This window comes from Microtetraspora sp. AC03309 (assembly GCF_020826795.1).
GTDB classification, from domain to species: Bacteria; Actinomycetota; Actinomycetes; order Streptosporangiales; family Streptosporangiaceae; genus Microtetraspora; species Microtetraspora glauca.
Genome location: NZ_JADDIL010000036.1, coordinates 13006 through 35603, shown reverse-complemented (window position 1 = coordinate 35603; position 22598 = coordinate 13006). Strand labels below are relative to the sequence as shown.

Here is a 22598-nt window from a genome sequence, read left to right as displayed (position 1 = left end):
TCAGGCGTCTTCGAGCTTGTACTCCTGGAGGGAGTCGGCGAGCTGGACGGCCAGTTCCTCGGCGTCGAGCCGCTTCTCGATCTGCTTGAGGTCCTCGATCTTGGCCCGGGTCTCCGCCGAACGCGGTGCGAGGAGCGTGCAGCAGTCCTCGTCGGGAAGCTCGGAGATCTCCAGCGTGCCGATGCGCCGCGCCTCGGCCATGATCTCGGTCTTGTCCAGCCCGATCAGCGGCCGCAGGATGGGCAGGTCGACCGCGTGGTCCTGGGCGGTGATGTTGGTCAGGGTCTGCGACGAGACCTGGCCGAGCGAGTCACCGGTGACCAGCGCCTCCGCGTGGATGCGGTGGGCCACCTCCTCCGCCGTCTTCAGCATCAGCCGCCGCTGCGCGATCACCGCCAGCCGGTCCTGGCCGGACGCCTTGATCGACTGCTGGGCCTTGCCGAACGGCACCACCCACATGCGTGACTTGCCCTGGAACCGGTCGAGCCGGCGGACCAGCGCGTACGCCTTGTAGATGGACTCGGACGTGGTGAACGGGATGCCGGAGAAGTGGAGGAAGTCCACCCGGAGGCCGCGGCGCATCATCCGGTAGGCGGCGACGGGCGAGTCGATGCCGCCGGACATCAGGACCAGCGCCCGCCCGCTGGAACCGACCGGCAGGCCGCCCTGTCCGGGCAGCCCGTCGGTGAAGACGAAGACCTCGTCCCTGTCCACCTCGATGTAGACGGTCAGCTCGGGGTTCTTCAGGTCGACCGGCAGGCCGTAGGTGTCGTTGATGGTTCCGCCCACGAGGCGGTCCAGCTCGTTGGAGCGGAGCGGGAACCGCTTGTCCCTGCGGCGGGAGCGCACGGCGAACCGCGCCTTGCGCGCGACCTCGTCCCTGTCCTTGATCAGTTCGACCGCGGCCTCGGTCACGGCCTCGGGGGTCTTGGCGACCCGCCAGGCCAGGTTGACCCGTACCAGGCCGGGCACCTCGGACACGCGTCGCGCGACCGCATCGGCGACGTCCACGCCGGTGCCCTTGGGGAGGAACAGCGCGATCACGCCGTGCCGCTGCCGGATGTCGACCGTGAACTCCTTGAGCGCGGCCTTGATGTTGGCGCGCAGCCGGCTTTCGAAGAGCTCGCGGTTCCTGCCCTTGAGGACGACCTCGCCCAGCTTGAGCAGCACGCAGGGCTCCCCCAGGGCCGACATGGCCGTCACGGACATCGTGTTTACCTCCGGCGAAGCGGTTCGAGACAGGTACGGCTACCGCAAGTGTGGCGCGTACGGGCGGCTAGGGCGAACCGGAAAGCGGTCCGGGAAGGCACAACGCCGCGACCCCGCTACTTTAGTCCGCTTCGGTCCACGCCCGGCCCTCGTCCGCCCGGCCCGGAGACACGACCTCTCGGTGCCGGCCGGGCCAGTCAGTCGTCCGCCGCACGGCCCATCCAAGCCGACAGCACGCTCAAACCCGCTTCCCGCTCCCGCCGATCTTCCTGGAGCCGCGGTCGCCGCCGACGGCGTCGCGAGATACGGCGAATCGCGTGGTGGACGGCGGCGATCGTCGCGGTGGTGACCACGAACGAGCAGAACAGCATCGCGGCCAACACGACCAGCCCGGCCAATACGGGAAGGATGATCTGGGCGATCCAGAATACGAGCCAGAGAAGGACTCCGCCCGGTTCGTCGGAGAACACGACCGCTCCTCGTCACGCGAGTGACCGATGCCGCGAGCATAACCGGACTCCATGTGGTCGTACAGGTTCTGCGTGATGCCGCGCAGCCCCTGTTCCCGGGATTCGACGGAGAATCGGCGATGAGATTTTCGCCGCCCACGAGAGCCGTCGCATCGGTCACGCGTGCGGCATCGTTCCGAACCGCACGCCGACCGGCCGCTACGGTCCGCGTGAGCCACTCCCCGTGAATACGGTCTTTCCGGCGCGAAGAATCGGGCATGTCCCGATCCGGCGACCGCGAAATCGACCGACCCGCGCGGCCTCTCTCGCGATCACCACCACGGGAAACATGAACAGAACCTCACTCGGAGTGCGCCTCTCCGTATCGGTGAGGAATTACCACTCCTCCGGGGCGAAAAGACTCACCCTGACTCCCCCATCACCTCGTACGCGGAACTCGTAATTGGCGGGTAATTGCCATACTCCCAGTGTCTCGATTTACCGAAAGGTGAATTCATGGCACCCATAAACCATTTCTCGTATGGTCTGCTCACACCGCTGCTCGCGTACGTGATGTCCAGCATCGGCTCGATGCTCGGGCTGATGCTGACCGCGCGCGCCCGCTTCGCGGTCGGCGGCGCGCGGGTGCGCTGGCTCGCCGGAGGCGCCGTGTCGATCGGCGGCACCGGGATCTGGGTCATGCACTTCATCGCGATGATGGGATTCGACGTCGGGAACGCCCCGATCCGCTACGACATCCCGCTCACCGTCGCCTCCGCGCTCATCGCGATCACCGTGGTGGGCGCCGGACTGTTCCTCGTGTCGTACGGCGGCGAGCGGCCGGGTCCGCTGCTCGCCGGCGGGCTGCTCACCGGAAGCGGTGTGGCCTGCATGCACTACGTCGGCATGGCGGCCATGAACATGCCGGGACACGTCAGCTACGACCCGTCCGTCGTCGCCGTGTCGATCCTGATCGCGGTCGTCGCCGCGACGGTCGCGCTCTGGTTCACGCTGCGCGTGCGCGGCGCCCTCCCGACCACCGGGGCCGCCCTGATCATGGGGGTGGCGGTCAGCGGCATGCACTACACCGGGATGTTCGCGATGAGCGTGCGGCTCGATCACGACCCGGGCATGGTCCCCGGCGCCCAGGCCCTCGATTTCCTGGTGCCGCTGCTGGTCCTCATCAGCATGTTCACTCTGGTGATGCTGCTGTCGGCCATCCTCGCCCCCTCGGAGCGTGAGCTGCGCGCGGAGGCGGAGCTGCTGGAGTGGCTCGCCGGGCGGCGGGCCGGGTCGATGGCGCCCCTCCCGCATGAGCCGCAGCACCACCGCCGCCAGGAATGACGGCGGATATGGCGGGCGCGGGCGCGAGGACGTCGTGGGAGGGTGTCCACGCCCGCGAACGCGGGCGTGCGCGAACCCGCGTCACCCCGTGTACACGGGCCCCATGTGAAGGCGCGCCGCCCCGTGAACGCGGAGGGCCGCCCCGGAGCTCCCGGGACGGCCCTCACGGCGACGCCGATCAGCCGAAGAAGACCTCGGCCTCCTCGTAACGCGAGGCCGGGACGGTCTTGAGCTCGGCGGTGGCCGCGTCGAGGCCGACCCGGACGATGTCCGTACCGTTGAGGGCGATCATCTTGCCGTAGTCGCCCTCGTGGACGGCGTCGATGGCGCCGAGGCCGAAGCGGGTGGCCAGGACCCGGTCGTAGGCGGTGGGCGTGCCCCCACGCTGGATGTGGCCGAGGACCGTGGTGCGGGCCTCCTTGCCGGTACGCTTCTCGATCTCCTGGGCGAGCATCTCACCGATGCCGCCGAGCCGTACGTGCCCGAACGCGTCGAGCTCGCCGGCCTGCAGGGCCATCTGCCCCTCGATCGGATGGGCGCCCTCGGCCACGACGATGATCGGCGAGTAGCGGGTCTGGAACCGCGACTCCACATAGGAGCAGACGCGGTCGATGTCGAACGGCTTCTCCGGGATCAGGATGACGTTGGCGCCCGCGGCCATACCGGCGTGCAGGGCGATCCAGCCCGCGTGGCGGCCCATGACCTCGCAGATGAGCGCGCGGTGGTGCGACTCGGCCGTGGTGTGGAGGCGGTCGATGGCCTCCATCGCGATGTTCACGGCGGTGTCGAAGCCGAAGGTGTAGTCGGTGGCGTTGAGGTCGTTGTCGATCGTCTTGGGAACGCCGACGACCCGCACGTCCCGGTCGTAGAGCTGCTTGGCGACGCCGAGGGTGTCCTCGCCGCCGATGGCGATCAGAGCGTCGACGCCGGACGCGGCAAGGTTCTCCTTGATCCGCTCGACACCGCCCTCGATCTTGATCGGGTTCGTGCGGGAGGAGCCGAGGATCGTGCCGCCGCGCGGAAGGATGCCGCGCACGGCCGGGATGCCCAGCTCCATGGTCTCGCCCTCGAGCGGGCCACGCCAGCCGTCACGGTAGCCGACGAACTCGTGTCCGTAGACGGCGATGCCCTTGCGGACGACGGCGCGGATCACGGCGTTCAGGCCGGGGCAGTCGCCGCCTCCGGTCAGCACTCCGATACGCATGACGGGTTCCTCCATATGGATTCACGGCCAGACCGATGCCGGCACTCCAGCACGTCAACGCAACGCATTCTGCCCGAGGTGTCACCAATGGTCTAGACCAAATGTGAGGTTGGGTGATCAAGCTTAACGAGCCGGCTCACGCCGCGCCGGGATTCCCGGAACCGGCCGCGCGGCGGCGTCTTCCCTATCAGCCTCCCCCGGCACATCGGTCTTACCGCGCCGGTCTCGCGTCCCGGCGCACCCTGCCCGGGTAGCGAACCAGCGGGTTAGTATCCGCCCACAACACAGTAGCCAACGTGCCGGCGAAGGAGGCGCGGTGAGCGTCCTGGCGATCGACGCGGGGACGACCGGGGTGACGGCCCTGGTCGTGTCCGAGGACGGCCGGATCGAGTCACGCGGATACGAGGAGTTCGCCCAGCATTTCCCCCGGCCCGGCTGGGTGGAGCACGCCCCCGAGGAGATCTGGCAGGCGACGCTCGCGGCCTGCCGCGCCGCGCTGGACGGAGCCGCGACGGCTCCCCGCTGCGTCGGCGTCACGAACCAGCGGGAGACCGCGGTCCTGTGGGACCGGACCACGCTGGCCGCCCCGCGCAGGGCGATCGTCTGGCAGGACCGCCGCTCCTCGGACGTCTGCGACCGGCTGCGCGCGCACGAGCCCCGGGTGTCCGAGCTGACCGGCCTGCGACTCGACCCGTACTTCACCGGCACCAAGCTGGCCTGGCTGGCCGAGAACGACCCCCGGTCGTGGCATGCCGGCAATCTGGCGATCGGCACGGTGGACTCCTACCTGATCGCCAGGCTCACGAACGGCCGGCGGCACGTGACCGACCCGTCCAACGCGTCCAGGACGCTGCTATACGACATCACGCGCGGCACCTGGTCGTCCGAGCTGTGCGAGCTGTTCGGCGTGCCGGAGGACGCGCTCCCGGAGCTGGTCCCGAACTACGGGGAGATCGGCCGGACGTCCCCCGAGGCGTTCCTCGGACTCGACCTGCCGATCAGCGGCGTGGCCGGCGACCAGCAGGCCGCGCTGTTCGGCCAGGCGTGCTTCTCCCCCGGCGACGTGAAGTGCACCTACGGCACGGGCTCGTTCATCCTCGTCAACACCGGTGACGAGATCGTCCGCTCGGCGGCGGGCCTGCTCACCACGGTGGCCTGGCAGGCCCCGTCCGGCGCCCTGACGTACGCGCTGGAAGGGGCGATGTTCGTCACCGGGGCCGCCGTCCAGTGGCTGCGCGACGGCCTTGGCCTGATCCAGAGCGCGGCCGAGACCGAGGCCGTCGCGCGGACCGTGCCCGACTCGGGAGGCGTCGTCTTCGTCCCCGCCCTGACCGGTCTCGGCGCGCCGTACTGGGATCCGGACGCGCGGGGCACGATCCTCGGCATCACGCGCGGTACGAGGCGCGCGCACGTCGTGCGGGCGACGCTGGAGGCGATCGCCTTCGAGGTGCGCGACATCGTGGAGACGATGGACCTCCCCGTACCCGTACTGAAGGCCGACGGCGGGGCCAGCGCCAACGACCTGCTCATGCAGCTGCAGGCGGACCAGATCGGCACACCGGTCGAGCGGCCGGTCGTCCAGGAGACGACGGCCCTGGGCGCGGCGTTCCTCGCCGGGCTCGGGGCGGGGATCTGGTCCTCCCAGGAGGAGCTGCGCGCCACCTGGCGGCTCGACCGCCGCTTCGAGCCCGCGCCCGAGGACGGTACGGGCTACGCCCTCTGGAAGAAGGCGGTCGACCGCGCGCGGGACTGGGCTTCCTGACCCCGTCGACATATCGTTGCCTCAGTCAACGAGATAGTTGAGGTAGGCAATGGACATGGTGGCCGAAGTCCGCGCGTTCAACCGCTTCTACACCGGCGTCATCGGCGTTCTCGGCGTCGGCATGCTGGACACGCCCTATTCGCTGACCGAGGCCCGGGTGCTCTTCGAGCTCAGCACGTCCTCCGAGGCCGGGGCGATCAGCAGGACGCTCGGCCTGGACCCCGGCTACCTGAGCCGGCTCCTCGGCAGGTTCGAGACGGACGGGCTCATCACGCGCGAGAAGTCGGCGCGGGACGGACGCCGCCAGGTCGTACGGCTCACAGACAAGGGCCGGGCGGCGTACGCGATGCTCGACGAGCGCTCGGTCGTCGATGTCGGAGCGATGCTCGACCCGCTGACGGAGGAGGACCGGCGGCGGCTGCTGGCGGCGATGGCCACGATCCAGGACGCCCTCGACCCGCCCGCGCGGCGGGAGCCGTACGTCATCAGGCCACCGCGTCCGGGCGACCTCGGCTGGGTGGTCCACCGGCACGGCGTCCTCTACAGCGAGGAGTACGGGTGGGGAGCCGCGTTCGAGGCCCTGGTGGCGAGGATCGTCGCCGACTACGCGGCCGGGCATGATCCCGCGCGGGAGGCGGGCTGGATCGCCGAGGTGGACGGCCGCCCGGTGGGCAGCGTGTTCTGCGTGCGCAAGGACGACACGACCGCGCAGCTCAGGCTGCTCCTGGTGGAGCCGTCCACGCGCGGCATGGGCATCGGCCGGCGGCTGGTCGAGGAGTGCCTGCGCTTCGCCCGCGGGGCGGGCTACCGGCGGATCATGCTGTGGACCAGGGACGCGCTGGTCGGCGCGCGCAGGATCTACGGAAACGCCGGATTCGAGCTGGTCGAGGAGCATCCCGGCGAGGACTCGGGCCAGGCGGTGGTGGAGGAGGTATGGGCCATGGACCTCTGACCGGGGTCACGGCCGCTGAGCCCTGGAACATATTCCCCCTAATTCCGCTTTTATAAGTAGGAATAATCGGATACCATCGCGGCGTATCGGTTCCCCCTTACCCCCGAGGCGTCGACATGCGGTTCCACTGGTTCCTTCCGACGACAGGCGACGGTCACCATGTCCGGCCGGCCACCACGACCGTCGCGGCGGGAACCGCCCCCGACCGCCCCGCGACGCTCCCTTACCTCGTCCAGGTCGCGCAGGCCGCGGAGACCGCCGGGTTCGAGGCGGCGCTGACCCCGGTGGGCGCCGGTTGTCCCGACCCGCTCGTGACGTGCGCGGCCGTCGCCGCGCGCACCGAACGGCTGCGGCTGCTCGTCGCGTTCCGGCCGGGCTTCACTCTGCCGACGCTGCTCGCCCAGCAGGTCCAGGCGTTCCAGGAGATCAGCGGCGGACGGATGCTGCTCAACGTCGTGACCGGCGGCGACCCGAAGGAACAGCGGGCCTACGGCGACTTCCTCGGACACGACGAGCGCTACGCCCGCACGGCCGAGTACCTCGACGTCCTGCGCAGGACCTGGGAGGGCACGCCGTTCGACTTCGACGGCGACTATCACCGCGTCGAGGGCGGCGGCCTGGCCACACCGCTCGCGCCCGCCCCGGAGATCTACTTCGGCGGCGCCTCCCCCGCGGCCGAGCGGGTCGCCGCCGAGCAGGCCGACGTCTACCTGATGTGGGGCGAGCCACCCGCGATGATCGCCGAGCGGGTCGCGCGGATGCGCGCGCTCACCGCCAAGACCGGCAGGACCCTGCGGTACGGCATCCGCCTGCACGTCATCGCCCGCGAGACCTCCGAGGAGGCGTGGACGTACGCGCGGCGGCTCCTCGACGGCATGGACCCGGAGCGGATCGCGGCCGCCCAGGCGCGGTTCGCTCGGATGGACTCGGTCGGCCAGCGGCGCATGGCGGACCTCCACGGAGGATCCGCCGCCGAGTTGGAGATCTCCCCCAACCTGTGGGCGGGTGTGGGCCTCGTCCGCGAGGGCGCGGGAACGGCGCTCGTCGGCGACTACGACGAGGTGGCCGAGCGGATCAGGGAGTACGCCGCGCTCGGGCTGGAGGAGTTCATCCTGTCCGGCTGGCCGCACCTCGAAGAGGCCCTGCGCGTCGGCGAGTTCGTGCTCCCCCGCCTCCGGTCCGGCGTCGACCGCGCCGCGGACGATGTACCCGGCCGCGTGTCCGGAGTCTCGGCGTGAGCGCGCAGCCCGCGACCTCTGCCCCCTCCGGCCTCTCCACCCCGCCGAGCCCGCCGAGCCCGTCGGCACCGTCCACCTCGTCCGCTTCCCGGGGCGTTCGCGGGAGGACGGGGGCGGGGCTGTGGCGGGCGGCCGGGCTGCGCCTGCTGGCGATAACCGTGATCGTGGCGGTCTGGCAGGCCGTGGCGATGGCGAAGATCTGGCCGCCCGTGTTCGTGCCGGAGCCGGCCGCGGTGTGGCGGCAGTTCGTCAGGACCGCGACCGAGGGGTACAGCGGCTACCCGCTGGCCGAGCATCTGCTCGCCAGCCTGCGCCGCATCCTCATCGGCTGCCTGTACGGCATCGCCGGAGGGATCTCGCTCGGCCTGCTGATCGGCATGCTCCCCTCGGCGCGGGCGCTGCTCGGCCCTCTGGTCACGTTCGTGCGCACGCTGCCCCCACTCGCCTATCTCAGCCTGCTGGTGATCTGGTTCGGCATCGACGAGGAGCCCAAGATCTGGCTGCTCCTCCTCGCCTCGCTGCCTCCCGTGGCCGTGGCGACGGCGGAGGCCGTACGCGGCGTGCACGAGGACTATCTCAACGCGGCCAGATCCCTGGGCGCCCCGCGCTGGGCGCTCCCCTGGCGGGTGGTGCTGCCGAGCGCCCTCCCCGAGATCATCACCGGAGTCCGCGTCGCCGTCGGAGTCGCGTACACGACGGTGGTCGCCGCCGAGACCGTCAACGGAGTGCCGGGGATCGGCGGCTTGGTCCGCGACGCCCAGCGCTACAACCAGACCGATGTGGTGATCCTCGGCATCGTCGTCATCGGCCTCTCCGGCCTGCTGATCGATTTCCTCCTGCAGTCGCTCGACCGGGTGCTCGTGCCCTGGCGCGGCAGGACCTGAGCCCGCTCGTCGTCAGCGGCGGCGCACTTCCCGCCCGAAAGGAATCATTCTCATGAAGAGACTCGGCGTCCTGCTCGCCACCGCCGCGCTGGCGCTCGCCGCCTGCGGCTCCGGAGGATCCGGTTCGGACTCCGGCTCCGGCGGCACGGCCGCCGCGAACGGCGCGCCGGAGACCCTGCGCATCGGCTACCAGCTGATCCCGAACGGCGATCTGATCGTCAAGGACCAGAAGTGGCTGGAGCAGTCCCTGCCCGGAACGACGATCGTGTGGAGCAAGTTCGACTCCGGCGGCGACGTCAACACCGCGATGATCTCCGGCGCGATCGACATCGGCCTCGCCGGGAGCAGCCCCGTGACCAAGGGCCTGTCGGCGCCGCTGAACATCGCCTACCAGGTGCCGTGGATCTTCGACGTCATCGGGGACAACGAGGCCCTGGTCGCGCGAAACGGCATCACGGACGTCAAGGGGCTGGCCGGCAAGCGGGTCGCCGCGCCGTTCAGTTCGACGACGCACTACAGCCTGCTCGCGGTCCTGGCCGAGGCCGGTCTCTCGGAGTCGCAGGTCAAGATCCTCGACATGGAGCCGCCGGACATCCAGGCCGCCTGGCAGCGCGGGGACATCGACGGCGCGTACGTGTGGACGCCGGTGCTCGCCGAGCTGCAGAAGACCGGGAAGACGCTGGTCACCAGCCGGGAGCTGGCCCAGCGCGGCAAGCTGACCGCCGACCTCGCCGTGGTGCGCACCGAGTTCGCCGAGAAGTACCCGAAGGCGCTCGACCAGTGGCTGCGGCAGCAGGACAGGGCCGTCAAGCTGACCCGTACGGACAAGGCGGCGGCCGCGGCGGCGATCGGCCGCCAGCTCAACCTCAGCCCGGAGGAGGCGACCCGCCAGCTCGACCAGCTCGTGCTGCTCGACGCGTCGGAGCAACGGTCCGCCGACTATCTCGGCACGCCCGACGCGCCGGGCAAGCTGGCCGAGCACCTGCGCAGCGCGGCGGAATTCCTCAAGACCCAACAGAAGGTCGACGCCGTGCCCGCGCTGGACGTCTTCCAGAAGGGGCTGGCCACCAAGGAGCTCGCCGATGCCTTCGCCGGCAGCTGACCGCACAGTGGACGGCACAGTGGACGGTCCAGTGGGAGGCGCCGCGGCGGCGATCGAGCTGAAAGGGGTCTCCCACTCCTACCGCGGCCGTCTGGCGCTCGGGCCGATCGATCTCACGATCGAGGCGGGCGAGTTCGTGACCGTGGTGGGTCCCTCCGGATGCGGCAAGAGCACGCTGCTGCGCGCGATCGCCGGATTCACCGCGCCGACGGCCGGAGGCATCACCGCCTCCGGCGTGCCGGTCGACGGTCCGGATCCCTCGCGCGGGTTCGTGTTCCAGCAGTCCCGGCTGTTCCCCTGGCTCACGGTGGCCGCCAACGTCGGTTTCGGGCTGCGGCACCGCCCCAAGGCCGAGCGGGTCGCCCGGGTGGACGAACTGCTCGCGCTGACCGGCCTCGCCGACGCCGCGCGGCTGCGGCCGTACGAACTGTCGGGAGGCATGCGGCAGCGGGCGGCGATCGCCCGCGCGCTGGCGCCCGGCCCGCGCGTGCTGCTGATGGACGAGCCGTTCGCGGCGCTCGACGCGTTCACCCGCGAACGCATGCAGGACGAGGTGCGCGACCTGTGGCGGCGCACCGGGACGACGGTCGTCTTCATCACCCACAGCGTGGACGAGGCGGTCTATCTGGGCACTCGGATCCTCGCGCTCAGCGGCTCTCCTGGGCGGGTGGTGCTGGATGAGCGCTCCGAGTTGCCCGTCCTCGACCATCCCCGGACCGACCCGCGTTTCGGCGTGTCGCGGGAACGGCTCGCCGAGGTGGTCCGCTCAGCCGCGGAAGGGGCCGGTGACCTCGTAGGTGATCCCGGCCGCGGGCGAACCCTCGCCGCCGAGGCGTGAGGAGAAGTAGAGCCTGCCGCCGTCCGGCGAGAAGGCGGGGCCGGTGATCTCCGACTCGCCGTGGCCGGTGACGCGCAGGAACGGCGTGGCCATGCCGGCATCCGTGATGACGGTGATCTCCATGGCGCCGCCGCACTCGGCGACGAAGAGATCGCCGGTCAGGCCCGGGGCCGCGTCGTCTCCCTCGTCCGGCGGCGCGTCCCCGCCGCGGAGGGTCGTGATCCGCTCTTTCTCGGCGTCGTACGCCCAGACACGCCCGTCGCCTTCGGTGGTGAAGTAGCAGAAGCCGGACGAGTAGTGGCATCCTCCGCTTCCGTCGAACCGCTTGGCCCCCTCGACCTGCTCCCGCGTCGGCTCGAACAGGGCGGCCGGGTTCGGCACGCGCCGCCAGCCGACCGGCCCGCTCCCCGGCCCGCCCACCATGACCTCCAGGACGCCGGTCGTCAGGTCGCCCCACTCCTCGGGCCGGAAGCGGTAGAAGCAGCCGTCCGGCTCACCCTCGGTCAGGTAGACGGCCGCCCGGGCCGGATCGAACGCGGCCCCCTCGTGCCGGAACAGTCCCATCGCGAGCCGGGGCATGGCGGCGCGGTGGCCGTAGGGGTCGCACTCGAAGATCCGGCCGCGACCGGTCTCCTCGCAGGACAGCCAGGTGTCCCACGGAGTGGCCCCGCCCGCGCGGTTCCACTCGGTCCCGGAGAGGATCCGATAGCCGTTCCTGACGGTCCCGTCCGGGCCGAACCGGAGCGCCGACACACCGCCGAGCAGCGGGACCTCCGAGTTGGACACGTAGATCCAGCCGTCTCCGTCGGCGAAGCACCCGCCGCCGACGGGCGCGGCGTGCCAGGTCAGCCCGCCCACCCGCTCGCCGGAGCGCCCGACGACGCGGCTGGTGAACCCGCGGGCGAGGGCGATGCCGTTGCCGTCCGGCGCGTCCAGGTCCCCGTACGGGCTGCCGCCCGCGCCCCCGCCCGTACGCCCGGCGGGGTCACCTTGGACGGGAGGCCCACCGGACGGGACGGGGCCGCCACGTGCCCTCCGGACACCGGGCGCCGTGCATGCGGAGCGCCACAGCGAGCCGGTCAGCACGGGGACCATCTCCGGCAGCACGGACGTACGACGCGACATGATCGTCTCCTTGGCCTGTCGTGGGCACACGGCCCGGATCGGCTCAGTACCCGTTTCCCGCCGCCCGCCACCGTGTCCGTGGCGTGTGTCCGCTGCGTCGCGTTGGCACGCTACGCACGGTCGGTCCTGACAGCCGATCAAAACGTGGTGAACGCCCGGGGAATCCCCACGCTTCGTCCGTGCAAACTTTGCGCGAGAAGTACGTAATCGACGCCGCCCGTCGCGATCATCTCGAACACGCCCAGGTTTACATTGAGGCCGCTCCAGCCCTCCCAGCGGACCACGGTGATCGATCCATGAGCCACGGCACGGTAGACGTCCCGGCCCCGGGCACCTACCCGGCCGACGAGCCGACGGACGGCCGTGTCCACGCCCGCAAGGCGCTGGTGTTCCTCGATCCGGAGGACCCGGGCGCACCGGCCGGAGACCCTTCCGGCGGCCTGCCCGCCCGGCGGCTGGTCGGCGCGCTGGCGACGAACGGGTACGCGGTCGAGTCCGTGCCTGGCGGGGGCTCCCTGGACCACCACCACTTCGGCAGGTTCCTCGACGCGGCCGAGCCGGGCGATCTCCTCGTCGTCCGCTGGCCGACGGGCCGCGGCTGGAGTCCCCGTGACTTCGCCGCGCTGATCAGCGGGTTCGCGCGGCGCGCCGGTGACTGCGCCGCTGACGCCCTCGTGATGATCGTGGACTTCGGCTGGGTCGTCGACACCGGCGACGCGGACTCGGACGGCTCCGGCCGCAGCGTCAGCAGGCTGCCCGTACGCGGCGAACCGTCCATCGTGGCGGCGGCCCTGACGACCGGTCTGGCCGTGGGCGAACGACCGCCCGCGCGGGGGTTCTCGCTCACCGGCCTGATCGCCGACGGCTTCCTCACCGGGGCCGCCGACGTCGACGGCGACGGCGTGATCACCATCGCCGACCTGCATCGGTACGCCGTCACGGCCTGCGCCGGGACCGGGCTGCGTCCCCGCCTGATCATGTACGGAGACGCGCCCGCCGTTCCCCTCGCGCGTACGGGCCGGGCCGCCTCGGGCACCCTCCCCGGGGAACTGCTCCCAGCGGCCGGCGAGCTGGTCAGGCGGGGCGAGACCGCCGTCCCCTCCACGGCGTACGAGATCGTGACCCGGATCTACGACGTGTACCTGGGATCGTCGGCGCAGCGGCTGCTGCGGCTCGCGTCGCTGCTGGAGGACGACGAGCCGCTGACCCCCGAACTCGCGGACCTGCTGCTCACGGACGGCGCGGGAGCCGGGGCCCGCGCCCTCGCCGAGCTGGGCACACCGTGGGAGCTGACCGACCGCGCGGGCTCGCCCGCCCACCCGTCCGTACGCGACGCGGGGCGGGAGCGGCTGACCCGTGAGGAGCACAACCGCGCCTCCACGGCGCTGCGGCGGTGGCGGGCCGACCGGCGTGCCGTGCAGCCACGGGCCAGGCTGACCCCGGACCGCTGGACGACGGACGACCAGCTCGGGCACCGGATCTACGCGGAGGCGATCGCGGCGTTCGTCCGCCATCCCGAGACGTCGCCGCCGCTCACGATCGGGATCAAGGGACCATGGGGCACCGGCAAGACGTCGCTGATGCGCATGATCCAGGAGCTGCTCGATCCGGGGGCGGCGGACGGCAGGCCGGCCGAGATCCACCTCGCGCGTCCCGCGCCGCAGGGGAGGGCGCGGAAACGGTCCCTGCTCTCCCGGCTGTGGCCCCCGCGGGGCCGCGGGGGCGGACAGGGCGCGGAACCTCCCGGGGTGACCAACGCCGAGGTTCTCTCGCGCGCCCGGCGACGGGCGGCCGAGCGCTCCCGTGAGGACGCCGACCTCTCGGCGCCGGAGCGGCTCGCGCTGCGCGCCTCCGACTGGCGGCCCACGGTGTGGTTCAACCCGTGGATGTACCAGAACGGCGAGCAGGTCTGGGCCGGGCTCGCGCACGAGATCATCTCCCAGGTCACCGGCCGGTTGCCCCGGGGTGAGCGCGAGCGGTTCTGGCTGGAGCTCAACCTCGGCAGGATCGACCGCGAGGCGGTGCGCCGCCGGGCCTACCGGATGGCGATCACCCGGCTCACACCCGTCGCGCTCGGGCTCGCCGCCACACTGGTGCTCACCTGTGCCTCGCTCGGCGCCGCCGCACTGGTGCCCGCTCTCGGCCCCGCCCTGCGCGCGGCGGCCGCCGCGCTCGGCACGTGCGGATCGGTGGGCGTGTTCGTCGCGGGGGCGCTGCGGCTGGCGCGGTTCCTGACGGAGTCGGCCGACACGGCGTTCGGCCGGCTGATCCAGCCACCCGACCTCCTCGGGCCCGCTCCCGGGCTGGCGCGTGATCTGGTGACCGACCCCGGATACGGCGCGAAGACGGGATTCCTGCACCTCGTCCAGGCCGACATGCGGCGGGTGCTGCGTCTGGTGGCCACGGAGGAGCGTCCGCTCGTGGTCTTCGTCGACGACCTGGACCGCTGCGGCTCCGGGACGGTGGCCCAGGTGATCGAGGCGATCAACCTCTTCCTCGCCGGGGAGTTCCCGGACTGCGTCTTCGTCCTGGCCATGGAACCCGAGGTCGTGGTGGCCCACGTGGAGGTCGCCTACCAGGTTCTCGTGGAGGCCATGCCCGGAGAACTGCGTTCCGGTCTCGGCTGGCGCTTCCTGGAGAAGATCGTCCAGCTTCCGCTCAGCCTGCCGGTGCTGGAGGACGCCCACCGCCTTCCCGGGTACGTCAGCGCGCTACTGGGCGTGGACCACCCCGGAGGGCGCCCGCCCGCCGGGAGGCCGCGGACGCCCGGCTCCGGCGGCATGGACGACACGGATACCGGAGCCTTCCCGGGCCGGTCGGCGGAGGACGGGCATCGCGCTCCACGACCTAGGGAGGCCGGGACGGGAAGCTCCCGCGCGCTCAGGACGAACCCGTCCCGGCCCGCGTGGGCCGGGACGGCAGCTGACCGGACGGGGGACGCACGCTTCTGGGGGTGGACCGCGCCACGGGACGGCGAGGGTGCCGGAAGCCCGCGTGGCGGGCGCGAAGCCCGTTCTCCGAGGGCTCACGCTCAAGGAGCCGGCCCTCACGACTCGGACGCGCCGGGACCGCCCGGGAGCCGCACCCCCGACCTGCGGCTCGTGGAGCTCCTGGAGTCGGCCATCCGGGCCGCAGGGCCGACCGGGGACACGCTGGACACGGCCGCCCGGGACGCCCAGCAGGCGGTGGCCGCCGGGGAAGGCCGCCCCGACGGCGGGACCGCCCTGGACCTGTGGCCGGAGACGCGCCTCGCCGCCGACCGGGTGTATGACGACCTCTATACGGACGAGAACGCCTACCGGGCGATCGAGGCGGCGCTTCCCGCCCTGTCCGCGACCAATCCGCGCCAGCTCAAGCGCTATGTGAACGTCTTCAGGTTCTACTCGTTCGTGACGTACCGGCAGGGCCTGGCCGGGGCGGACCGCGCCGACGACGCCGCCGTGGCGAAGGTCGCGGCGCTGGCCGTCCGGTGGCCGCATCTGCTGTCCGCGCTGGCCAGGGAGTGCGGCTCCGGGGAGACGGTCCTGGACGTTCTGGAACGGGCGGCGTCCACCGGTCGCGCCCGCGCCTGGGAGGCGGCGCTCGCCCGGTGCGGGCTGGCGCCGTACGGGAGGGCGGCGACGCGCACGGAGAACGCCCGGTCCATGGGGCGCCCCCTGTGGCCGGAGGGCGCCCACCCGGCGGACCGTGCGGTCCGGCCGCGGAGCGGTGCGCAGCCGCACGAGCGGGCCGGCATGCCGCGTACGCGTATGAACGACGGGGATCCGCCCGAAACGGGCGAGGAACCAAGGGGTGAAACGCGCGAGGAAACGGGGGAGGAAACGCACGAGGGCGCCCCGGAATGGGACGCCCTGCGCGAGTTGCTGGCGAGCCGTCCGTCCGTGGCCGGTCTCGCCCGCAGGCTCCTGTGAGGAGCACCCGGACGATCAGCGCTGGGCCTGCATCATCCAGTGGTGCTTCTCGAGATCACGGGTGATCCCGATGAGAAGGTCCTGCGTGACAGGGTCGGTCGTCTCGGTCGCGTCGACGCGCTCCCGCATCCGGCGGATGATCGACTCGAGAACGTCAGTGAAGATCGCGATGACCTTGCCGTCCTCGATGTAGCCGCTGTCGACCCGCGTGACGTGACTGTCCCTCGCCACGGTCCCGGGGCGGCCGTCGGGGTTGGACCCGAGGGCCACCTCACGCTCGGCGACCAGGTCCGCGCTCTCACGGGCGAGGTCCACGATCTCGTCGAGGTGCAGATGGATCGAGCGGAAGTGGCGTCCGATCACATTCCAGTGGGCTTGCTTGCCCTCCAGGGACAGGTCGATCAGATCGATCAACGCCCCCTGAAGGCAATCCGTGACGATCTTCTTGTTCTCGGACGAGAGCGGACTGCTTATCGAGGTCATGAAGGTACCTCCCCCTCGATCGGAGTCTGTCATCAGTACAACGGCCTAGCAGGACTACCCCTTCCACGTCCGATAAACATTGACACTGTCACGATGACAGTGTCACTATGGCGGCATGAGTGAGACGTGGACCATCGGAGAGCTGGCCGAGCGGGCGGCGGGTCTGCTCGGTGCCGGGCCGCGGCACAACGGGCGGGTCCGTGACGTGCCGAACGCACGGCTCATCCGGTGGTACACGACGATCGGCCTGCTCGACCCGCCGCTGGCCCGGCGTGGCCGGGTCGCTCTCTACTGGCGACGTCATCTGCTCCAGCTCGTCGCGATCAAACGCCGCCAGGCCGAGGGCCTGTCGATCGCGGCCATCCAGGCCGAGCTCGCCGGAGCGACCGACGGCATGCTGGAACGCGTCTCCGGCCTGTCCGGCGCAGCGGACACCTCCGCAGACACCTCCACAGACACTTCCGCAGGCACCTCCGCGGACCACGCCGTCGACGCGGCGGCCTTCACCTCGGGCCCCGCCGTGCGGGCCGCGCCCGGCACCGACCCCGGCGTCACCGAAGGCTCCGGCCACATCACCGGCGACGCCGCCCCCGACGCGGCGGGCGGTGCGCCGGAAGGCTTCGTTCCACTTCCCGCCGGGACCGGCCGCCGGACGGCACGGCCCGAGCGCTTCTGGACGCGTCCCTCCCCCGCCCCGGCCGAACCGGGGCAGCCTCCCCCACGGGCGTTGGTGGACGACCCGGCGCCGATCAACGGGCCGGGCGGTCCCGTCCGCACGCCGATCGGCGCCGGTGACGTCCGGCCGGCGGCCGGTCTCGCTCCGATACCCGTCGACGTCCTGGGCGGCTGCACGCGAGACCCGCTCCGGCCGCACGCCCCCGTCGCCGACCTCGTCTACGGCGTACGGCTCGCCCCGGGAGTGACCGTCATCCTGGACAGCGCCGCGCGCACGCCCACCGATCACGACCTGGCCGCGCTCCGCGAGGCGGCCGCCCCCCTCATCGCCGACCTCGTCGCCAGAGGACTGGCCACCGCGCCTGGTTCCTCTACGGAAGGGAGCTGACCGATGTCTGTCCCGATCACCACCTTGCCACCCGAGACATGCCGTCCGGTGCCCGACGCCGGGCTGGGCACGCTCGAAACCGCCAGGGGCAACCTTCCGCTGGAGAGCGTGGACATCGTCGCCCGCGTCGCCGGGCTCGTGGCCGGGGTCGAGATGGTCCAGGGTTTCCGTAACCCGTTCGATGTCACGCTGGAGGCGACGTACGTCTTCCCGCTGCCGCCCCGGGCCGCGGTGACGGCCTTCCACATGGAGGCGGACGACCGGGTGATCGACGGCGTGCTGAAGGAGCGCGGGCAGGCCAGGGCCGACTATGACCGCGCGCTCGCCGAGGGCCGCCGGGCCGCGATGGCCGAGGAGGACCGTCCCGACGTCTTCACCATCCGGGTCGGCAACATCCTGGCCGGTGAGCGTGTACGGATACGCCTCACGCTCAGCCAGCCCCTCCCCTTCGAGGACGGGACCGCCGAGTTCCGCTTCCCGCTCGTGGTGGCGCCACGCTATGTCCCCGGCACACCGCTGGACGACGGCCGGGCGGGCGACGGCATCGCACCGGACACCGACGCGGTGCCCGACGCCTCCCGTGTGACGCCGCCGGTGCTGCTCCCCGGTTTCCCCAATCCGGTACGGCTCTCGCTGGCGGCGGCCATCGACCCGGCCGGGCTGGACCTCCGCGAGATCCGATCCAGCCTCCACGAGATCACCCGAGAGGGTGACACGATCAGCCTCCTGCCCGGAGAGCGGCTGGACCGCGATTTCATCCTGCGCCTCGCCTTCGCGCCGTCCACGTCCCTGGCCCTCGCGCCCGACTCCCTGGTCGACGCCGGGCCGCGGCTCCCGGCGGCCGCTCCCTCCGGCGACGAGGCGGTTCCCAGAGACGCCGCCGGTCCCTCCGGTGAGGGCACGTTCACGTTGACCGTCGTGCCGCCCACGGACCCGTCCGCCGACGCCGGCCCACGAGACGTCGTCCTCCTGCTGGACAGGTCGGGCAGCATGGCGGGCTGGAAGATGGTCGCCGCCCGGCGGGCCGCGGCCCGCATCGTCGACACGCTGACCGAGCGTGACAGGTTCGCCGTGCTCGCCTTCGACTCGACGATCGAGCGGGCCTTCTCCGGAGGGCTCACCCCGGCGACCGACCGCAACCGGTATCGGGCCGTCGAGCACCTGTCCCGGGTGGAGGCACGGGGCGGCACCGAGATCCTGGCCCCGATGGAGGAGGCCCTGCGCTTGCTCGGCGAGCCGGACACGGGTCCGGGCAGCGGTCTGAGCGGCGGGCCGATCGCCGGGCCGGGCGGCGGGCCGATCGACGGGCCGCGATCCGATCACCCGGGTGCCGACCGCTCCCCTGACCACTTCCCCGGCCAGGGGCCGGACCCGGCGCCTCACCGTCCGAGAGATCGGGTTCTGGTGCTGGTCACCGACGGACAGGTCGGCAACGAGGACCAGATCCTGGAGCGCACCGGCGCCCGGCTGAGCACGATCCGCGTGCATGCCGTCGGGATCGACCGCGCGGTGAACGCCGGATTCCTCGGCCGGCTGGCGCTGCTCGGCTCGGGACGGTGCGAGCTGGTCGAGTCTGAGGACCGCCTCGACGATGCGATGGAGCACATCCACCGCCGCATCGGCTCTCCCCTGGTGACCGGCCTCTCGCTCCGCGCGGACGGGTTCGAGCTGGTCCCGGACACGATGACGCGTGCCGGATCGCTCTATCCCGGTGTTCCCCTGGTGGTCTCTGGCCGCTATCGGGTCCGACCGTCCTCCGGGGAGCCGGCGGGACAGGCCACCCTCCCCTGGGAAAAGGGAGCGGTGACCGTGCTCGGCCTGCGCGCGGATGGACACCCATGGGAGACGCGGGTGCCCGCCGTGGCCGTGGGAGGCGCCGCCGAGGGCGGCGCGGCGCGGGCCGTGTGGGCGCGCGCTCATGTCCGCGACCTCGAGGACCGGTACGCCACGGGCGACCGGTCGCTGGAGCAGGAGATCGTCGAGACGTCGCTGCGTTTCGGTGTGCTCTGCCGGTTCACCGCGTTCGTCGCCGTGGACACGCGCGTCGTCGCCGGGGGCGAGCCGGAGCACCACGTGATCCAGCCGGTCGAGCTGCCCAGCGGCTGGGAGTCGCCCCAGCCGGTGGCGATGGCGGCGTCCATGACCACGATGGCCTTCTCACAGAGCAGGCCTGCGCCCCGTGGCGCCCCTGACGCGCCGATCGGCTGGGTGGATGCCGGGGTCGACGCGCCACCCGCGGGAAGCCCGCCAGGGGCCCCGAAGCCGCCCGCCCCGCCGATGGCTCCGAAGCGGCCCGCACCGGCCTCGGCACCTGTCCCAGCGCCGCCCCCGCCCTCGTCCGCGCCGTCCGGGGCACCGGGTTCTCGGGAACGGCGCGCATCCGGGCCGTTCGCTCCCGGATCGCCCGCTCCCGCCCAGTCGGGCCGCCCTCCGCGACCCGGCCGAGGCTTCACCGGTGGTGCGCCGGGATGGAGGCAGAGCGGGGAGACCGCACCGGCGACCGATCTCGACGGCATCAGGGCACAGCTGGCCGAGGAGCTTCGGCGGCTCCGAGCGGCAGAGTCCGCTCCGGAGCAGGCCCGCCGTCGTTACCTCGCCGATCTCGGCAGTCGGCTGCGGGTGCTCGATCACATGATCGGCGGCCATGCCGAGCTGTCCGATCTGGCGGCGGCGCTCGATCAGGCCGAGCGGGCCACCGCCGACCTCGCCGCGCTCTGGCGGCGGACCGTCGACGTGCTCACGAGGCTCTCCGGCGGGTCCTCCGGGCAGGCGGCGCCGACGGCGACGGGGTCGGAGACGAGCGACTCACCTACCCAGGAAAAGGCACAACGTGAGCGCCGTCCCTTCTGGAAGCGCAGCTGACCCGCCTGAGGGAAGATCTGCCCGAGCGCAAGCGCCACTGATCCGCCTGAGCGAAAGATCTGCCAGAGGGACCCGGCCGTCTTCCGGCGCAGACGGCATCCGGCCGATGAGCACGCGGATGCGGGGACGAGCCGTACCCCGCACCCGCGTGCGAGACCCCGGGGGCGGAGCAGCCTGATCTGCTCCCCGATGGATTCCGCCCCCTCGGAGGAACTCATGAGAGGGTCAGTGGGGTTCGTTGAGGCGGATGACGTCGGACGGCGGTCGGGGGGCGGGACGCCGAGGCTCCCTCACCCCTCCCGTATCGGGCCGATCATCGCGTCCCCCTGCGGGGACGGGTGAACGGCGGCGCAGTACACGGTCGATGAGCCGGTTCAGCCCCATATGCGACGAACGCATAGGGTTGTCGGGTGAGTTCCCCACTGATCCTTGACGGCGGCCTCGCCACTCACCTCGAGGCCCTCGGCTGCGACCTCTCCGACGAGCTGTGGTCGGCCCGGCTGCTGATCGAGGATCCCGGTGTGATCCGTCAGGCCCACCTCGACTACTTCCAGGCGGGTGCGGACGTCGCCACCACGGCGAGCTACCAGGCGAGCGTCCCCGGCTTCGTCCGGCGCGGCCTGACGGTCCGGGAGGCCGCAGACCTCATCCGACTCTCGGTCGAGCTGGCCGTGCAAGCTCGCGACAACATCGGACGCGGGCTCGTGGCCGCGAGTGTCGGCCCGTACGGCGCCTATCTGGCCGACGGCTCCGAATACACCGGTGCCTACGACCTCGATGAGCAGGGGCTCGTCACCTGGCATCGCGAGCGTCTGGAGATCCTGGCGTCCGCCGGAGCCGACCTGCTGGCCTGCGAGACGATCCCCTCCGTCGCCGAGGCGCGGGCTCTGGCGACGCTACTGCGTGAGCTGCCTTCGGCGAGGGCCTGGGTCAGCTTCTCCTGCCGGGACGGGGAGCACATCAGCGACGGCACCCCGCTGGCCGAGTGCGCCGCGCTGTTCACGGACCTGCCCCAGGTCATCGCGGTGGGTGTGAACTGTACGGCCCCGAGACATGTTCCCGGCCTGATCGGCCGGCTCAAGGACAAGCCCGTCGTCGTCTACCCGAACTCGGGGGAGACGTGGGACGCGGCGAACCATCGGTGGCTCGGACTCACCGACCCGGTCGAGTACGGCGAGGCCGCCGCGCGATGGCACGCGCTGGGCGCGTCCTACGTCGGCGGCTGCTGCCGCACCACCCCGGAGCACATCCGCCAGATCCGCGCCCGGATCTGACCCTGGGACGCGTCACCCGCGTAGAGGCGGTGCCTCGCACGGAAGCGCGACGGGCGCCCCCGGACGCGGGACCGTCCGTCCGCAGTCCGTCAGTGTGTCAGCCAATCAGCGCGTCAGTGCGTCAGTGCGTCAGGACGTGGAGGAGGCCGCCCTGGCCGCCCGGACCATCTCGACCTTGGCGCTGGCGGCGTACTTGTCGACGTACTCCTGGCCGGACAGCTCCATCAGCGCGTACATGATCTCGTCGGTGACCGCGCGGAGCACGAGCCGGTCGCCTTCCATGCCGTAGTAGCGGGAGAAGTCGAGCGGCTTGCCGTACCGGACTCCGGGACGGATGCCGAACTTGGGGATGGGGTGGCCCGGCGGCATCATCTCGAACGTGTTGACCATCGCCCAGGGGATCACCGGAGCGCGGGACTCCAGGGCGAGCCGGGCGACACCGGTCTTCCCCTTGTACAGCCGGCCGTCGGGCGAGCGCGTTCCCTCGGGGTAGATGCCGAGGACCTGGTTGTCCTTCAGGATGCGCAGGCCGGTGCGGAGCGCCGCCTCGCTGGCCTTGCCGCCGGAACGGTCGATGGGCACGGTCCCGACGCCCGAGAAGAAGGCGCGGCTGACCATGCCCTTGATGCCGCGGCCGGTGAAGTATTCGGCCTTGCCGAGGGAGATGACCTTGCGCGGCAGGAACCCCGCCCCGAAGAAGTGGTCGGCGAAGGACAGGTGGTTGCCTGCCAGGATCACCGGACCTTCGGCCGGCACGTTCTCCATCCCCTGTGTCCAGGGCCGGAAAATGAGCCTGAGCAATGGCCAGATGGTGTACTTCACCACCCAATACAACACCGCGGGCGCTCCTTCGGTCGGACGTGCAGTCATCTTCGCATGCCTTAAGGTGCTCGCACTA

Annotated in this window: 18 protein-coding genes; 11 read left to right on the top strand and 7 right to left on the bottom strand. The window is 71.7% G+C overall.

Annotated elements, in window-relative coordinates:
- Positions 1–1209, bottom strand: a complete 1209-nt coding sequence (thiI, locus tag IMZ11_RS21880; protein ID WP_228644217.1) for a tRNA uracil 4-sulfurtransferase ThiI — start codon at positions 1207–1209, stop codon at positions 1–3.
- 197 nt (positions 1210–1406) lie between these two features.
- The gene (locus IMZ11_RS21875) at positions 1407–1679 is read right to left on the bottom strand and encodes a hypothetical protein (protein ID WP_228644216.1); all 273 of its coding nucleotides are present in this window, start codon (positions 1677–1679) and stop codon (positions 1407–1409) included.
- Between the two features lie 495 nt (positions 1680–2174).
- On the opposite strand from IMZ11_RS21875, the gene IMZ11_RS21870 reads away from it, so the two are divergent.
- Positions 2175–3002 carry an MHYT domain-containing protein gene (locus IMZ11_RS21870; protein WP_228644215.1) on the top strand — a complete coding sequence of 276 codons (828 nt, stop codon included), beginning with the start codon at positions 2175–2177 and terminating at the stop codon, positions 3000–3002.
- A gap of 178 nt (positions 3003–3180) precedes the next feature.
- On the opposite strand, the gene IMZ11_RS21865 is transcribed toward IMZ11_RS21870, so the two are convergent.
- On the bottom strand, positions 3181–4206 hold the full coding sequence (locus IMZ11_RS21865) for a 6-phosphofructokinase (protein WP_061256831.1): 1026 nt from the start codon (positions 4204–4206) through the stop codon (positions 3181–3183).
- A 316-nt stretch (positions 4207–4522) separates the two neighbouring features.
- Here IMZ11_RS21865 and IMZ11_RS21860 point away from each other — a divergent pair, with 316 nt between their 5' ends.
- From IMZ11_RS21860 to IMZ11_RS21830, 6 genes are all read left to right on the top strand, one after another.
- Positions 4523–5968, top strand: a complete 1446-nt coding sequence (locus IMZ11_RS21860; protein ID WP_228644214.1) for a glycerol kinase GlpK — start codon at positions 4523–4525, stop codon at positions 5966–5968.
- 55 nt (positions 5969–6023) lie between these two features.
- Positions 6024–6920 carry a helix-turn-helix domain-containing GNAT family N-acetyltransferase gene (locus IMZ11_RS45960; RefSeq protein ID WP_305075894.1) on the top strand — a complete coding sequence of 299 codons (897 nt, stop codon included), beginning with the start codon at positions 6024–6026 and terminating at the stop codon, positions 6918–6920.
- A 116-nt stretch (positions 6921–7036) separates the two neighbouring features.
- Positions 7037–8158, top strand: a complete 1122-nt coding sequence (locus tag IMZ11_RS21845; RefSeq protein ID WP_228644213.1) for an LLM class flavin-dependent oxidoreductase — start codon at positions 7037–7039, stop codon at positions 8156–8158.
- Positions 8155–9042 carry an ABC transporter permease gene (locus tag IMZ11_RS21840; protein ID WP_228644212.1) on the top strand — a complete coding sequence of 296 codons (888 nt, stop codon included), beginning with the start codon at positions 8155–8157 and terminating at the stop codon, positions 9040–9042. The genes IMZ11_RS21845 and IMZ11_RS21840 overlap by 4 nt, the downstream gene beginning before the upstream one ends.
- Positions 9043–9094: 52 nt before the next feature.
- Entirely contained in the window at positions 9095–10144 is a 1050-nt protein-coding gene (locus tag IMZ11_RS21835; RefSeq protein ID WP_228644211.1) for an ABC transporter substrate-binding protein, read from the top strand.
- Positions 10125–10982, top strand: coding sequence for an ABC transporter ATP-binding protein (locus tag IMZ11_RS21830; RefSeq protein ID WP_228644210.1), 858 nt, complete (start codon positions 10125–10127; stop codon positions 10980–10982). Before IMZ11_RS21835 ends, IMZ11_RS21830 begins: the two co-directional genes overlap by 20 nt.
- On the opposite strand, the gene IMZ11_RS21825 is transcribed toward IMZ11_RS21830, so the two are convergent.
- Positions 10911–12107, bottom strand: a complete 1197-nt coding sequence (locus IMZ11_RS21825) for an alkaline phosphatase PhoX (RefSeq protein ID WP_228644209.1) — start codon at positions 12105–12107, stop codon at positions 10911–10913. The two genes, IMZ11_RS21830 and IMZ11_RS21825, sit on opposite strands and share 72 nt — an antisense overlap.
- 137 nt (positions 12108–12244) lie before the next feature.
- Complete coding sequence (locus tag IMZ11_RS21820) at positions 12245–12391, bottom strand: hypothetical protein (RefSeq protein ID WP_228644208.1); 147 nt, start codon at positions 12389–12391, stop codon at positions 12245–12247.
- 12 nt (positions 12392–12403) lie between these two features.
- Here IMZ11_RS21820 and IMZ11_RS21815 point away from each other — a divergent pair, with 12 nt between their 5' ends.
- The gene (locus IMZ11_RS21815) at positions 12404–16018 is read left to right on the top strand and encodes a P-loop NTPase fold protein (RefSeq protein WP_228644207.1); all 3615 of its coding nucleotides are present in this window, start codon (positions 12404–12406) and stop codon (positions 16016–16018) included.
- A gap of 15 nt (positions 16019–16033) precedes the next feature.
- Here the strand turns inward: IMZ11_RS21815 and IMZ11_RS21810 are convergent, their stop codons facing one another.
- Positions 16034–16501 (bottom strand): Dps family protein, encoded by a 468-nt coding sequence (locus tag IMZ11_RS21810; RefSeq protein WP_228644206.1) that lies wholly within the window; start codon positions 16499–16501, stop codon positions 16034–16036.
- Between the two features lie 115 nt (positions 16502–16616).
- On the opposite strand from IMZ11_RS21810, the gene IMZ11_RS21805 reads away from it, so the two are divergent.
- From IMZ11_RS21805 to mmuM, 3 genes are all read left to right on the top strand, one after another.
- Positions 16617–17564, top strand: coding sequence for a helix-turn-helix domain-containing protein (locus IMZ11_RS21805; RefSeq protein ID WP_228644205.1), 948 nt, complete (start codon positions 16617–16619; stop codon positions 17562–17564).
- Between the two features lie 3 nt (positions 17565–17567).
- Entirely contained in the window at positions 17568–20426 is a 2859-nt protein-coding gene (locus IMZ11_RS21800; protein WP_228644204.1) for a VIT domain-containing protein, read from the top strand.
- A gap of 410 nt (positions 20427–20836) precedes the next feature.
- A complete protein-coding gene (mmuM, locus tag IMZ11_RS21795; RefSeq protein WP_228644203.1) occupies positions 20837–21700 on the top strand; it encodes a homocysteine S-methyltransferase in 864 nt (287 codons plus the stop codon).
- Positions 21701–21829: 129 nt separating this feature from the next.
- Here mmuM and IMZ11_RS21790 read toward each other — a convergent pair whose 3' ends face one another.
- Entirely contained in the window at positions 21830–22537 is a 708-nt protein-coding gene (locus tag IMZ11_RS21790) for a 1-acyl-sn-glycerol-3-phosphate acyltransferase (RefSeq protein WP_061256597.1), read from the bottom strand.
- Between the last annotated feature and the right edge of the window lie 61 nt (positions 22538–22598).